This is a genomic window from Fluviicola taffensis DSM 16823, from assembly GCF_000194605.1.
GTDB classification, from domain to species: domain Bacteria; phylum Bacteroidota; class Bacteroidia; order Flavobacteriales_D; family Crocinitomicaceae; genus Fluviicola; species Fluviicola taffensis.
Map to the genome: position 1 here is coordinate 578,434 of NC_015321.1, position 16,514 is coordinate 594,947.

8 protein-coding genes are annotated in these 16,514 nt (G+C 35.8%); 3 read left to right on the forward strand and 5 right to left on the reverse strand.

The features are described from left to right. The first annotated feature begins 122 nt into the window (after positions 1–122). A complete protein-coding gene (locus tag FLUTA_RS02525) occupies positions 123–1,661 on the forward strand; it encodes a hypothetical protein (RefSeq protein ID WP_342630450.1) in 1,539 nt (512 codons plus the stop codon). 128 nt (positions 1,662–1,789) lie between these two features. On the opposite strand, the gene FLUTA_RS02530 is transcribed toward FLUTA_RS02525, so the two are convergent. Further along, entirely contained in the window at positions 1,790–3,274 is a 1,485-nt protein-coding gene (locus tag FLUTA_RS02530; protein WP_013685284.1) for an acetyl-CoA carboxylase biotin carboxylase subunit, read from the reverse strand. Positions 3,275–3,364: 90 nt separating this feature from the next. Beyond that, a complete protein-coding gene (locus FLUTA_RS02535) occupies positions 3,365–8,005 on the reverse strand; it encodes a translocation/assembly module TamB domain-containing protein (protein ID WP_043023601.1) in 4,641 nt (1,546 codons plus the stop codon). Positions 8,006–8,029: 24 nt separating this feature from the next. On the opposite strand from FLUTA_RS02535, the gene tsaD reads away from it, so the two are divergent. After that, positions 8,030–9,058 (forward strand): tRNA (adenosine(37)-N6)-threonylcarbamoyltransferase complex transferase subunit TsaD, encoded by a 1,029-nt coding sequence (tsaD, locus tag FLUTA_RS02540; RefSeq protein ID WP_013685286.1) that lies wholly within the window; start codon positions 8,030–8,032, stop codon positions 9,056–9,058. Then, the gene (locus FLUTA_RS02545) at positions 9,055–10,392 is read left to right on the forward strand and encodes a methyltransferase RsmF C-terminal domain-like protein (RefSeq protein WP_013685287.1); all 1,338 of its coding nucleotides are present in this window, start codon (positions 9,055–9,057) and stop codon (positions 10,390–10,392) included. The genes tsaD and FLUTA_RS02545 overlap by 4 nt, the downstream gene beginning before the upstream one ends. Here FLUTA_RS02545 and FLUTA_RS02550 read toward each other — a convergent pair. The 3 genes from FLUTA_RS02550 to FLUTA_RS02560 all read right to left on the reverse strand — a co-directional run bounded on the left by FLUTA_RS02550 (position 10,389) and on the right by FLUTA_RS02560 (position 16,496). After that, a complete protein-coding gene (locus FLUTA_RS02550) occupies positions 10,389–10,877 on the reverse strand; it encodes a hypothetical protein (RefSeq protein WP_013685288.1) in 489 nt (162 codons plus the stop codon). The genes FLUTA_RS02545 and FLUTA_RS02550 overlap by 4 nt on opposite strands. A 116-nt stretch (positions 10,878–10,993) precedes the next feature. Beyond that, positions 10,994–13,714: a T9SS type B sorting domain-containing protein gene (locus FLUTA_RS02555; protein WP_013685289.1), complete on the reverse strand. Its 2,721-nt coding sequence runs from the start codon at positions 13,712–13,714 to the stop codon at positions 10,994–10,996. A 256-nt stretch (positions 13,715–13,970) separates the two neighbouring features. Next, positions 13,971–16,496 carry a T9SS type B sorting domain-containing protein gene (locus tag FLUTA_RS02560; protein WP_013685290.1) on the reverse strand — a complete coding sequence of 842 codons (2,526 nt, stop codon included), beginning with the start codon at positions 16,494–16,496 and terminating at the stop codon, positions 13,971–13,973. Positions 16,497–16,514 lie beyond the last annotated feature (18 nt).

The following is a 16,514-nucleotide window of genomic DNA, read 5'->3' on the forward strand; positions in this document are numbered from 1 at the left end:
CCTTAATCAAATCTGAATTCAGAAAAACATCTTCCCAATTAGATGTAATCATTGACTTAATTATTCAGGATGGTAACTCGATTTTAAAACAAGAATGGTTCTCCAGACTTTATGAGAATGAAGTGAAAATCCTTAAAAATAAGATTAAGCAATTCCAATCTGATATTGATGATGAAAAAAGTGAGCTTTCTACGGAAAGAAAACGTGATTATAGAATCTACAAATCATGCTTGCAGACAGCTTATCAAAATGACGGTAATAATAATCAAGAACATAAAATTACAAATGATGAATTATCAATTCTAATAAACCTTTCAAAGGAATTAGAACTTTCACAGGATGAAGTAAAATTGATTAACTACTCTGTTATTGAACCTAAAAAAATCGATACAATACAAATTGTAGAACAATTAAGAAGTTGTGGTTTACTATTTGTTTCCAAAAAGACTAACACATTGTATATTTCAGATGAAATGGTTCGTGTTCTTCGAAAAGTTCGGAAAAAAGATGTCGCAGATAAATTTCTTCGACGCGTTCTCAAATTATTTAAAGATCCTCAAATTAACTTGATTTGCAAGAAACACAATATTGATCGTAAACTTTCTATTCCAGAAAAAACTGAAACGATTATAAAAAATGGAATCTCATTAAGAGATATTCTTTCAGAATCAGTTCACAAAGACGGAACCACACAATTAGACAAAAGACGATTCATTAATGAATTCTGTGATAAACAGCTAAATATAAATCCAGCATTAAAAGGTTCAACCGTAGATGAAAAACTGAACAGCCTCCTTCTTCACTTTGAGCAAATTGAAAAAGATGAAAAAGTTGGAATTTCACATGATGGATATGCAAGACTCTTAAAGGATTTAAAAGAATCTAATCTAGGTATAGAAAAGAACTTAAAAACAACCTTGAACCAAAGTCCCGAAACTGATTTACTCCAAACAGACTATTTATTAGATAGAAACTTTAAGCCCGCAGATTTATTGGAATTGATTTCTGATGAACAATTAATTACCTTCTGTACAAATCAAAACATCAAGACAAGAGGTGAAAAAATAGCTAATATCCTAGATGCTTATACTGATTCGGAAAATATTTTCATTGAAAATTATGAGAATATCGGTTTTAGAAAATTTAATGAATTAAAGGAAGCTGGCCTATTGATAAAAGAAGCTGATTTAGGGCTTAAATTCGAAGAAATAACGAAGTTAATCTTTACACAACTAGGCCTATCAATTGATGAAGATTTGAAGAAGAAAATAAATACTTCGAAAGACGCAATGGATATACTAATCAATGTTGGTAATAACGATATAATTATTGTCGAATGTAAAACACAAAAAGAATCTGGATACAATAAATTCTCGAGTGTTTCAAGGCAAATAAAATCCTATAAAAACGTTGCAGAATCTTTAGGGTACAGAGTCGTTAAAACATTACTGGTTGCTCCTGATTTTTCAGACCAATTTATTTCGGAATGTGACTCAGATTTATCTACTAGTGAAATTCATTTATCCTTGATTACAGCAAGCTCTTTGCTTAAAATTCTAGAAGGGTTCAAATTACAATCAAAGCATAATGTATTTCCCCATGTTCTTTTAAGAGATGTTTTGATTGATGAAAACAGAATTATCAAAGCAATCTCGAAATAATCATCCAACAAAAATCCCTGGTCGTTTGAAATACCAGGGATTTTTAGTTTATTCTTCTATAAGATTACAAAACGCCAACCTCAAACAAATTTACAATTCGTAATTCGGCATTAGGAATTCGTAATTATCTAGTGCGCGTGTAATTTCCAAGTCGAAGTGATATTTCTGGAAGCAGCATTTTTATTCGCTTTTTCTGTCAAATCACCCCAAATTTTTTCAATTCCAGCTTCTAAGGCTTGTTTTTCATCTTTGAACATATCCCACATCACAGTTGGATCTTGAAAATAATGTTTTACAAAATTCGTATCGAAATCACCTGATTGAAATGCAGGGTGCATCATCACAAATTTCCCAAAATCCAAGGTTGTTTTCAATCCTGAAATTTGGTAATTATTAATCGCAACAATCATTTTATCAATAGCCTCTTCACGTGTTTCTGCCCAAACAACTAACTTAGCAATCATTGGATCATAGTAAATTGGAACTTCCATTCCTTCTTCAAACGCATCATCCACACGAGCTAAGTCTTTTCGTGGTCTGCGGTATCTGTTCAATGTTCCTATATCCGGAATAAATCCATTCAAGGTATCTTCTGCATAGACACGTACTTCGATTGAATGCCCGTGAATGCTTAATTCGTCTTGTAATTTAGGTAAACGCTCACCTCTTGCAACTCTTACTTGCCATTCAACCAAGTCTGTTCCAGTAATTTCTTCGGTAACAGGATGCTCAACTTGCAAACGCGTATTCATTTCTAGGAAATAGAAATTCAATTCAGCATCCAACAAGAACTCCACGGTCCCTGCACCTTCATAATTACATGCTTTACAAACAGCAACTGCCGCTTCCCCCATTTTTTTTCGCAATTCGGGTGATAAAATTGCGGAAGGAGCTTCTTCAATTACTTTTTGGTGACGACGTTGAATCGAACATTCCCGTTCAAACAAGTAAACAACATTTCCCAATTGATCTGCGAAAACTTGTATTTCAATATGTCTTGGTTTCGTAACGAATTTCTCAATAAAAACAGCATCATCACCAAAAGAAGAGCGCGCTTCACTTTGAGCCATTTTCATTTGCTCTTCAAATTCACCTACATTTTCAACCAAACGCATTCCTTTTCCACCACCTCCGGCAGATGCTTTGATCAAAATCGGAAAACCTACTTCTGCTGCAATTTTTTTCGCTGCTTCAACATCCGTTATTGCTTCATCAACACCAGGAACCAAAGGAACATTGTAATTTTTAACTGCTTGTTTTGCTGAAAGTTTATCCCCCATCAATTCCATTGCTTCTGGAGATGGACCAATAAACTTAATTCCAGCTTCTTTTACCTTTCTTGCAAAACCTGCATTTTCAGATAAAAACCCATATCCTGGATGAATTCCTTCCACGCCCAATTCCTTGCAATACTTTAAGATTACATCTTGTTGCAAATAAGATTCAGACGATGGTGATTTCCCCACATAAACAGCTTCATCAGCTTCATGAACATGTGGTGCGTTTGCATCCGCATCCGAATAAATAGCTACAGTAGCAATATTCATTTTCTTCAGTGAGCGAATTACTCTTCGTGCAATTTCACCTCTATTTGCAATAAGTACTTTTTTCATACGAAATTTTGATGACTGTAAAAATAATGAAAGAGACTAAGTGATGAACAATAACTGGAATAGTTTATTAACTAATTCATCGAAATTAATTTATGGCAAAGGCTTAGGAACGGTATCTGGTTCAGGTTCCGTTTTCTCTTCTTTTTGTACAGGAATTGCCTGACCTTGGCCAGGAATATAATCTACAGGAACACGGTTTTTCCGTTTCGAATTATTCACTTTATTTTTCTTTCTGAAAATATTGGCAAAGAATTCGATAATTCGAGATTCTGAGAAATTATTAAACGATTCTTCATAATGCAAACCGATACCTTGTGTAAAATCCCCCTTATCCTTATTACTTAAAATTCCTTTGTCATTTGATTCATTGAAAATAGACACTCGGAAAGATCCATCTGGATTTATTAAATACTCGGCATTAAAACTTCCAATCAATGAATTGGTGGAAGTTCCTGTTGAAGTGTTATTGGAAACACCCAGGGAACTTTTCAATACGAAATTTTTATTTTTTCCAACAGCACGTTCTAGTCCAAATTGGAAATTTTTATCCCCTGTTACGGCATTGTCATTGTACCCTACATTCATTTTCACATCTTTTGAAAGCTGATCTAAAGCAGCATTAATCTGTTGTGTGATTACTTCAGCTACCGCTCCATAACTTCCATTTCCTGTTCCACCAACCCCCTGGAATCTATTCAACAAAAGCAAGGTGAAGAATTGTTTCTGCATTTCATCTTTATCTGAACGAATTTTAGCCAAAACTGACTTACCCGATTCACTCACATTTGGCACTTCTATATCTAAAGTGATTGAAGGGTTTGATAGTGTTTGCCCAATGTTTAGTACACATCGAACCTCTGATTTTGTAGTGGATGCCCCACCAATTTGTTCTCGATTCAATTCATCTAAACTCGCATTTACTTTGTAATATGCTTTAATTGCCAAGTTGGCATCATACGGATTTCCCATCCAAGTAATGGTACTTGGATTGTCTATTTCAAAAGTTTTCTTGATTCCACTCAGTGCAAAATCATATTGACCAGAATTAATAGTATACTGTCCAGTCATTTTAATTTGGTCAAACTGATCTACTTCTAAAACGAGATTTCCGCTACCTTTCGCTCGTATTTCTTCATTGGTTTGATCGTTCAAAATTAATCGGATAGCTGCATCTGGAGTTGCTGTTATATCCAATTTTAAATCAACTCCCGATAAATCCAGTTCTTTCTGTTTCCCAAGGGTATCTTTACTAAAATCGATGAAATCAAACTCACTAATCTCCTTGGCTCCATACATTGGCAAATTAACCTCTGTCCCTTTTTCAGTAACAGCAGTTACTTTTATTTCCGTATTTCCTTGTTCAATGGAGATGCTTGCATTACCTGTAGCAAATGCTTTTCCGTAATAAATAGTCCCTTCTTTATAGCCTGTATTTAAGACCATGAATTTGCTCACTGGCAACAATTGCCTATTACTTGTGGGGTCTCTAAATCCTGAAACAGATTCGTCAAAAGCAAAATCGAAATGCACAGAAAAATCTTTAAAATCATTATGAAAAATACTAGCTCTCGCAAAAGCTACGTTTCCTGCATCATCTGTTACTGGAAAATTACCATAAATACCATCGTTTTCGCCATCAAACTTTAGGGGACCGCTTAATTGATAATGAGTACCTAAAATCCCCACTTTTAACTCTCCTTTTTTGAGCAACAAATTACCTGTTATTTCAGGTGCATCTATACTTCCTTTGGCCTTAATAACCCCTTTCAAATATCCATCAATTCCAGAAATAACATCTGGATCCATAAATACATTTGCAAACGCTAAATTCATATCCTTGAATTCAAGGTCAAAATCGATATTATCCTTTTCTTTATATGGCAATACAAAACCATTGAAATCAAACGTTTGCAGGTCTTTATATTTCAAATCACCATTCAAGATAATTTTCTTCTCCAGATCTACCCAAATTCCATTTACGTGAACATCTCCAACCTCTTGTCCTTCCAGAAATAAATCATTCAAAACAAAATCACCATCCATTTTAATTTCAGTGAAAGGAGTCGCAATTCGAGCTTTACCATCTAAATTCCCTTCCATTTTAAAAGAAGCTCCCAATAAAGAAGTAAATTCTCCAATATGGAGTTCATTTGCAACAACATTCAAATAATCCTCTTCTTTTTCTGACAAAACACCATCCAAAGAAAGATATTGACTATCTCTTTCTAATTTCAAACTTGTCATTTTCAACTCATTCTTCGAATAGGATAATTGTGCGCTATTTTTAATGTCCCACCTGTTGTTTTTTACTGAAAAATAGGACGGTTTCACTTCAAAATCGAAAGAACCCGCTTCACGCACATCGAAAATAAAATCAAAGTCTGATGTATTTGCGACATCTTTATTCCAAATTAGATCAGTCTCATACACATTTTTTGTTCCGTTTAATGTCAATTCAATATTTTCAACATCTAATGAATCCCGAAGTTGTGATTTGCCCGCTATTAAAGTCAATGAACCTGTTCCTTTAGTAAATTCTTGATTTAATGAAACATTCGTCATGAAGGCATCACTTTTATCATTCATCAATTTGGCATAGCTAATTTTCGAAGACTGCAAATTCAATAATTGGTGATGTTCCTTTGAATCAAGTTGAATTTTAACAACAGTACCGTAAGCAACGTCTAATTGAGGAACAAAAATATTCAGAAAATCCTTCGAGTTTTTAACCGTTGCATTCACATCAAAATGATCTTGAGAACTCAGTCCTTTCGGAAATTTCTTAGGTGAAAAATAAGATGGAAAAGCATCCGAAAGTCCATTATTTACAGCAATTGGTACCGTAGTAAAATTAATCTTACCTGTAATATCGGCATCTATAATATCGCTTCTTATTTCAAATCGATCATTTTCCACATTGCGTTCGATATACAAACTTAAATCAGGTAATGTCAATTTCTTTCCTTGTTCAATAAATTCAATCTCACTTGCATTAATCAATCCTTCATAGGTATCAATTGAGGTTCCCTTTAAATCCAAATCCAATTTTCCAACAAATGACGATTCAGGATCTTTATCAAAATTCAAATGTCCTAAATTCGCTTTATCTATTTCAATATTAAAATCAAACTTTTGAACCTTAGAAACATCAATTTTACCATCAAAAGCCAAAACCAAATTGGGGTCGTTAATATTCAAATTAGCATCCAAAACATTATTAATGAACGATCCGTTTGTCACTTTAATATTTGAATAATTATAATCATTTAAATGAAACTTGGATATATCGCCCTCTAAGGTTTCCAATCGAATCATATCTTTCTGACCGACGATTCCACTCAAATAAACTTGACCAGCAACGTTTCCAAAAGTTGGATTATCCAAAAATTTCGCGAGGTTAAAACTATCTATCAGAATATCATAGTTTTCATCCAAGCTTCTATTAAAAGAATACCCACCTTCCTTCAACTTATTAAAAGTAAGTTCATTATCGAGTTGAACAGATCCTAAAACACATTGCAATCGATCGCTCTTTATCTTAAACTGATTTACAGAACCTCTTAAATAAGTGTTTTTTACCTCCGCAAATTCAAGTCGATCAACCATTTTATCAAAATCGATTCTTTTCAAGCCTGAATCTTTTGGCATTTTGATTGATTCTACATCCGTAAAATCAATCAATGCATAATCAATTTGTTCTTGAAACGAGGATGTAGAAATATTTCTAAAATCAGGTAACGAATAGTCTCCTCGAATAATACTTCTTGTCCCAAAACGAAAATCCAGCCCCTGAATTTGAAGATTTTTGACTTCTTTAGTTACTACTGCACTCAAGGAAACGACCTCATTCATACCTTCCAGAGCGGTCGCAAATATGGATATATCCCTAAAACTCACCCTTGAAGAGTCAAGAACAGCATCAAAAGCAACACTGTCCTCAAAATCATTAAATCCTTTCAAAGAATTCATCAAAAAATTCAGTTTAGAAGCATATACTGTTGATCTAGATGTATTTATAGCTACATCACTCAATAACAAACCTTTATCTGGATCAATGATGGCATTTGCGAAAAATTTATTCAGCCAAAACCCACATTTCTCTTGTGTTTGAAGCTGTTGAACCTGAAAGGATAAAATACCTTCCTCTTCTTTAAATTGAGCAATATGGAGAATCACATTATTAAAATGCAAATGATCATAATCCATTCCAAATTCATTGTAGGTCTTCCTGTAATCGTCATAGGAAACAGTAACCGTTTCAATATCAATATTCTCAATGGTTACTTTCGGTGGTTCTGATTTTGGTTTATTAGACTTTTTACCTGAAAAATAATCTGCAATAAACTCGTAATTGTAATCCCCATTCAACGAATCTCGCTCTATTTCAACACGTCCTTTGATTAATCCAACACTTGAAAGATTGATAGATTCTCCTCCCAAGTCAAACCCCTTCACTCGAACCATTATTTGCTCTAATGAAGCCAGGGTATCTCCCGTTTGATCCTCAACAAAAATGTCTTTCAAATAAATTTTATCAAAAAAAACAATGTCGATTTTTCCAATGCGCATTTCCGTACCCAATTCTTTGGATAAAAAATTAGTTGCTAAAGTGCCTAAATAGGTTTGAAATTGGCTGGTACGAATAGCAAAAGCAAAAAGTATGAGTACTAATAGTACCCATTCAAAAGAAATCCCTACTATTCTACCTAGTATTTTGAGTACTTTTGCCATGTATTATATACAAATTTAACAAAATTGAGTCATAAACCGTTAGTTATTCTTGGAATTGAATCATCGTGTGATGATACTTCCGCTGCTATACTCAAAGATGATACCATTTTATCAAATGTAACTGCCAGTCAAGCAATTCACGAGCAATATGGTGGTGTGGTCCCTGAATTAGCTTCCAGAGCGCATCAGCAAAACATAATCCCTGTTGTTGATGCAGCACTAAAAAAAGCGTCAATTCAACTGAAAGATATTGATTTAATTGCATTTACACAAGGTCCCGGATTGATGGGTTCTTTGGTTGTAGGAACAGCTTTTGCAAAATCATTGAGCTTGGCAATTAACAAACCGATGGTTGCTGTTCATCACATGCACGGGCATATTTTGGCTCATTTCATCAACGAAGGAACTCCAAAACCTCATTTTCCATTCATCTGTTTAACCGTTTCAGGAGGGCATACTCAATTGGTTCAGGTTAATTCACCTGTTGAAATGATTATTTTAGGATCCACAATAGATGATGCTGCCGGAGAAGCTTTTGACAAAACAGCAAAAATCTTAGGTTTTCCCTACCCAGGCGGACCTTTGATTGACAAATTTGCCAAAGAAGGAAATACAACCGCGTTTATCTTTGCCAAACCACAAGTTGATGGCTATAATTTTAGTTTTAGCGGATTAAAAACCTCCGTTCTTTATTTTATTCAAAAGGAAGTGGCTAAAAACCCAAATTTCATTGCAGAAAATAGAGCTGATTTATGTGCTTCTATTCAGGCTACAATTTTGGAAATCTTGTTCAAACAGCTTCGAAAGGTTGCTAAAGACACTGGAATAACCGAAATTGCAATTGCTGGAGGTGTTTCTGCAAATTCAGGGTTAAGAGCTAAATTAGAAGCTGAAGGCAAAGAAAAAGGATGGAATGTGTATATTCCAAAATTTGAATACTGTACGGATAACGCAGCCATGATTGCCATAGCTGGAAAGTTTCTAGCAGAAAACAATGATTTTGCGGATCAACAAATAAGTGCAAACGCTCGATTACCATTTGTAAAGCCATGACAGAAACGAATCTTCCAGAAGCATTTGTAAAGCGAGTTAGTAACGATCCGTTTCTCGGAACTGCCTTACTTGATGCATTGAATGCAGAACAACCCATTTCTATTCGAATGAATTCATTGAAAGGAGAACCTGTTCTTACAAATCTAGAAGCAATTCCATGGTCTAAAAATGGATTCTATTTAGCCGAAAGGCCAAGTTTCACCTTAGACCCTCATTTTCATGGCGGACGTTATTATCCCCAAGAAGCTGGCTCTCAATTTATCGATTCTATTTTAAGAAATATTGAATTACCGCTTCATCCAATCATTTTAGATTTATGCGCTGCTCCAGGTGGAAAAAGTACACTTATTGCAGATTATCTCAATGGTCGTGGATTATTAATCGCAAACGAAGTCATTCAAGCTCGATCAAAAATCCTGAAAGAAAACCTCACAAAATGGGGTACGAAAAATACGTTAGTTAGCAACAACGACCCCTCAGATTTTGAAGCACTAAAAAATCTTTTTGATTGTATATTAATTGATGCTCCATGTTCTGGAGAAGGAATGTTTCGCAAAGATTTAGGAGCTCGAAATGAATGGTCTGAAGAATCCGTTAATATGTGTGCAGCTCGACAAAAACGAATTGTGATGGACGTTTGGGATTCTTTAAAGCCTGGTGGATTTTTAATTTACTCAACCTGCACCTTTAACGAGCAAGAGAACGAGGAAAATGCTTCATGGATTCTCCAGCAAGTAGACGCTCAAATCGTGTCATTACAAATTCCTTCTGCAAAGAAAGGGCGAAATGGAATCGGACACTACGCTTTACCATCTGAATTAAAGACAGAAGGATTTTTCTTTGTGGTTATTCAAAAAAATGGGGAAGAACGCATTCAGAAGAATAAATCCAAGAAAAAAAGTACGTTAACTCGTATTAAACCAGAAAGCTGGGTCAGCGAATGGACTTCTATCACAGATTCTGAATTCATACAATGGAATAACTACCTGTTTGCAATTCCAGTTGGTCAATCCGAATTATTCGAACAGCTTCATTCCAATTTACGCATTATTAAAATGGGAACGGAATTGGGAGAGATTTCCCGTAAAGGATTGATTCCACATGAAGCTTTAGCCTTGGATCATTCCTTACTTTCATCTGAAATCCCTGATATCTCTTTAACGAAAGATCAAGCTTTGCATTATTTGAAAGGCGAAACATTCCATTTAGAAGGAACGCAAGGATTCAACACCGTTTCTTTTGAAGGAACCAAACTGGGTTGGATTAAACATTTGGGAAATCGGTTCAATAATTTGTATCCTAAAGAATGGCGAATCAGAATGCGGATTGATTAATTTTCAGGATGAAAGAAAGTCATTTTTCCTTTTTTCAAATCTCCAATAAAAATACTTGACTCCCCTAATTTCTTTCCAAACTTACCCGTGTTTTGATGAAGTAAAACAAGTTCACCATTGGCTTTTACTTCTTTGACAATTGCAAAATGTTTCTCCATCAATTCAAAATACTTCATTCCGTTTTGAGTACCTCCAAACTTCACATTCTTAAATGAGATCAAATCTCCTGGAGAAATACATTGCTTTTTGTAATCGTACACTTTCCCAAAAACATCATATCCATTCCAATTCGCATGGGTTTGATTCAATGCTAAACTAAGAACATCCCAGCATTCTCCTCTCAAAATCTTCTTTCCCATGTACGGTTCTAAAACTTTCAATATCTCTAAATTCAATGTTGGAATTGTATCACAACGTTGAATTTCTTGTGTCTTGCCATGGAAAGAAGACAAGAAAATGAATGCTAAGATGTTTAAATACTTCATGTTGTTTATGAAATTGTTATAACGAGGAAAAGCAAAAAGGTTAAAAAGAAAACCCCAATCCCTTTGCTTACAGGATTGGGGTTCTTGTATAGAACTTAAAAGTAGTCAGTAATTTTCTATTTAAGGATATTTATTGCGCCATTAAATGTCATCTTCTTATCCGAGTAAGCATCTTTCACTCGCGCTATCCAAGAATAAGCGCCTGCTTGTATACTCTTACCATTGTAAGTTCCATCCCAACCTGAATTCACATCATGAGTTTCCCAAACAACTTCTCCCCAACGATCAAAAATCAACAATTCAAAATTGAATTCATCAATCCCTGACACATAAAATTTCCATGTCTGATTGAACTCGTCACCGTCTGGAGTAAATGCATTCGGAGCGTAGAAAATGATATCACTATTCACAGATAAAATACGTTCTGCTGTATCGATACAGCCTTCAGGTGTTTCAACAATTAATTGAACCGTATAAGTTGCTACAACTCCTTCAGGGAAATGGAATGTTGGGTTCTCGTAAGTACTACTATTTGGTGTAGAACCTGGAGAATACCAAGTCCAATTAACGACTTCCGGACTGGATTTGTCTTGCATCTTCACAACTGTTTCAAAAATGGTAGTTGGATTTGACGAGAATACAAAATCAGCCACTGGATTGGCAATTACATTTGCAATTCCTAAAAACACACTATCGGTAATACATCCTTGAATAGAAGTAGTTAAAACACTAATCGTATAAATTCCTGCTTCTGTGTATGAATACGTTAAATCAACATCGCCAAAGAATGTTCTTGAATCTCCATTTCCAAAGTCAACAACAACAGAATCAATTTCTCCCCTATTCGTTGAATTATTGATAAATATGAAATCTCCAGGTAAACAAGAATACGGTTTATTGGAAGTATAATATGGATTAATTCGCGTTGGGAAATTAACAAACATACAGGAATCATGGGATGGTGAACCACACTGTTCTGTTAGTTCTACACAATACTGCGTATTGGTAGTTAAAGGATCAACGGTAATTGAAGAACCTGTACCAATATTGACCCCATTCTCTTTCCATGTAAAGGTATAATACGAATTTCCGTTACCTCCTGTACCTTGAGCAGTCAATGTAATGGATGATTCAGGACAAATGATACTGTCTGGTGTGATAGAAGAGACTTTCAATGCCATTGGCTCTCCAATCGTTGTTGTCGTTGTAATTACACAATTATTTGCATCTGTAATAGTTACCGTATGGGTACCTGCAAATAAATCATTTGCTAAAGGACCCGTTGATACTGAGCTACTCCAAGAATAGGTATAAGGAGCTGTTCCATTGATGACACTCACTTCTACAATTCCATCATTCGCACTATTACAAGTAACATCCACTTGATTAGTGATCGTTGAAACCATTCCTGGGATTTCTGTAACGACCACTTCAACAGTGTCTGTGCAACCAGTAGAAACAGAAGTAGAAACCACACAATGGTATGTTCCTGCTGTTAATCCAGTTGCTGTTTGAGTTGTTTGACCTCCTGCATCGTACCAATTGTAAAAAACGGTACCAAGAGGTGGTGTCATTGTTGCAGTAGCCGTTCCATTATTCCCACCAGGGCAAGAAACCAAAGTAGAAACACCACTAAATATTGCATTCGTATTTGGAACATTCACATTGATGTTTGCTGTACATCCTAAAGCATCTGTAACATGAACGGTATAGGGTCCAGAAACCAAATTAGTCGCTGTTTGTCCTGTTTGTCCACTAGGTGTCCAAGAATAAATAAAAGGGGCAGTTCCTTGATTTGTATTTACGGTTGCAGAGCCAACACCTCCAAAACAATAATCCGTTACTGCAGTTGCCGTACCTGTTACCGATGCTAGAGTAATAAAAGAAGTATCACTCACACCTCCAACCGCCGCATTACAGGCCGTTGCTGTTAAATAATACCCTGTAGTTCCTGGTGGATGTGTTGTGACATTCAATACGCCATTATTATAAGGGAAGGTTAATCCATTTGTACTTGCCCATTGAATGGAGTTATTTGAATTCGAAGTAACCGTATAATACTGTACAGTTGCTACTGTATAATTGGAGGTATTCGTCGATGAAATTGGAGTAAAGCGTTTCCCATCCTGATTAGCTGCCCATGCAGCATTATTTCTACCTGGAGTAATTGAAGCTAGCGTTCCTGCATTATTATGCAATCCTTGAATAGCCAAACCACCATTCCAAGTAGCACAATTGGGTTTTTGTCCAATCATCATATCAATCAAATTAGTTCCTTCGTAAAAAACCAAAGCTCCATAATAACACGTATTTAGACATTGAAATGCATTAACACTTTCAAATAAAACAACGAATTTACGATTTGGAGCAGTACCAATTGTTTGGTACTTAATAGGACCTACAGGAGGCTGAGACGGATTGATATCTGAGTAAAACAACATAGCTGAGTTTCTCGTTGTAACCAAATTTCCGGTTTGAGGTAAAGTCCCCATTCCTACTAAACTCCATGGACAGGCACCATTAGCATTAGCAGCATTGAAGCTCACCAACCCATTGGATCCAATGACACAACTTGTATAGTTTGTTCCATAGAAATTAAATGTAAATCCAATAGGAATAAGACCAGAATAAGAGTCATCCGACAATTGCGGAATTGTAATTGCATTGTCCAATGTGACACCTGAAGAAACCACCGGTGGTCCACCTGCACAATTCGTAATTTGAACGGTTGTTCCAGTGCAAATAGTAGCATCTTGACCAAGACAAAGTGTGACCTGAGCATTAACTATATTGCTAGACAACAAAATGAGGGCGAATAACGATATTAACTTCTTCATAATCAGCTGTATTGTTATAACTAAAACGATTAATTTAGTTGTCGGTTGCTTCAAGGTGAAATAAAAGCTAAAAAACTATGAACAAACCACTTACACGTGTTAATACCTGCGAATTAGTTCAAAAACAAACACGTTCATTTATTGCTATTTCTTCAAAGATTAAATAGCAAATTCAAACTTTCCTCAAAAGAAAAACCCCAATTCCTTAGATCGGAATTGGGGCTTCGTATAGAATTTAAAAGTAGTTGGTAATTTTCTATTTAAGGATATTTATTGCACCATTAAATGTCATCTTCTTATCTGAGTAGGTGTCTTTTACTCGTGCCACCCAAGAGTACGCTCCTTCTTTACAAGGTGCACCATTATAAGTACCATCCCAAGTGGAATTCACATCGTGAGTTTCCCAAATAACTTCTCCCCAACGATTGAAGATTAACAATTCAAAATTGAATTCATCAATTCCTGACACATAAAATTTCCATGTCTGATTAAATTCATCTCCATCAGGCGTAAAAGCATTCGGAGCATAGAAAATGATATCACTATTCACAGACAAAATACGTTCTGTTGTATCAATACACCCTTCAGGAGTTTCAACGATTAATTGAACAGTATAAGTTGCTACAACCCCTTCAGGGAAAGTGAATGTTGGACTCTCGTATGTACTACTATTCGGAGTAGAACCTGGAGAATACCAAGTCCAATTTATAACGTTTGGACTCGATTTATCCTGCATTTTCACAACTGTTTCAAAAATAGTTGTTGGATTTGCAGAGAATGTGAAATCAGCCACTGGATTTGCTATAACGTTCGCTATTCCTTGGAAAGTACCTGTTGTCACACAACCAAGATCTGAAGTAACAGTTACATCAATGGTGTAAAGTCCAGCCTCTGTGTAGATGTAATGAATACTGTCGTTTCCATAAACAACTCCCATATCTCCATTTCCATAGTGAACGATTACTGAATCAATCGGATCATCTTGATCAAGATTAGTTGTATCTAAATAAAACACTAAATCTCCTGGCAAACAAGAATAGGGTTTATTAGCGCGATAGATTGGAACAATTGGTGTTGGGAAATTAATTACCATACATGAATCCGTACTAGGAGAACCACATACTTCTGTCAATTCTACACAATAGGTAGTACTGTCATTCAATGGATCAACAACAATAGATTCTCCTGTTCCAATTACAGTACCATTTTCCTTCCATGTAAATGTATAATTTCCATTTGCAGCACCATTACCTCCAATTCCAGTAACATTTAAAGTTGTTGAAGCTTCTGGACAGATAATCTGATTGGAAGTTAAAAAGTTAATTTGTAGAGGATCTGGTTGAGTTAACGTTTCACTTGCTGAAACAACACAACCTAAAGCATCTGTAACTGTAACAGTACTTATACCAACAAATAAATCACTTGCAGTATGCGTTGTGGATGCTGAATGATCCCATGCATAGGAATAAGGAGGTGTTCCCTGAATTACAGCAACTTTTAAATGTCCATCATTTCCTGAATTACAGGATACATTAATAGTCTCTGAGAAGGTAGCTATCATTCCCGGAATTTCACTCACAGTAACATTTACCGTCCCCGTACAACCAATAGTTGAAGTAATAACACAGGTATAAGAACCAGCAGTTAAACCTGTTGCAACCTGTGTACTTTGCGCTGAAGGATCATTCCATGCATAAGATAAAGTACCTACTACTGGTGCCATTGTAGCTGTTGCAGTTCCATCAGAACCACCAGGACAAGAAACCAATGTTGAACTACTAGAATATGCTACTGGGTTTGCTCCCACTGTTACAGTAACTGTTCCAACACATCCATTTGACAAAGCAATTGTACAAATATATGTTCCAGGTAGTAAACCAGTTGCTGTTTTTGTCATTTGTCCTGCTGGATCATTCCAACTATAAGAAGCCGTAATCCCTGCTGATCCTCCTGCCATACTGAAATTTGCAGTAGCTGTTCCGTTATGCCCCATTGGACAAGATGCAGGTGTTGAAGTTGAACTATAAGATGCATTAAGATTAGCAACAGTTACTGTAGCTGTCGCTGGCGGAACTGGTTGTCCATTTGTTGGATTTGGAGATGAACCAATCGTTACTGTATATGTTCCTGGAGGAACATTGGTCACTGTTTGAGTAGTTGGATTTCCTGGAGTATTCCACAGATACGTATATGGAGCAACTCCACCATTAGGAGTTACCGTTACAGAACCGTTCGGCTGATTACAGGTTGCAGGTGTTGATGTTGCTGTAGCATTGAAACTAATCCCATTACAGTTCACTGTGCCAGAAGTAGGTGTAAGTGAAATAGTTCCTGACTGACCGCTATAGTTTGTAATCAAAATGATATAAATTTGTCCTATAGACGCATTTGGAATCTCTATAGTTTCAACTGAAGTTGATGAAAAAGAACAATCTACCATTGGTGATGAGCCTGTAATAATCGAACTACACCCTGCTGAAATACTAGTAAATGGCCCAAACACACCAAAATCCACATCAATCCCATTACCGCTGCCATTGGTTTGAGTTAGCTGAAGAGATATGTAACCATTACTACCTGCACCAATTGCAACCCAATTAGGATTCGGAGTTGAACCAAGGCAACCCCATGACCCCATCCCACTAGTTCCTGTACCACTTGGATAAGATCCGGAAGTTGTACAAGTTGAAGTACATGGTGCGGTTCCAGGCGTGATTTGTCCAAAAATAGACGAACTTGCCAATAGCAAAGCTATAAATTGAAATATTCTTAATGTTTTCATATTGCCAAATATCTTAGA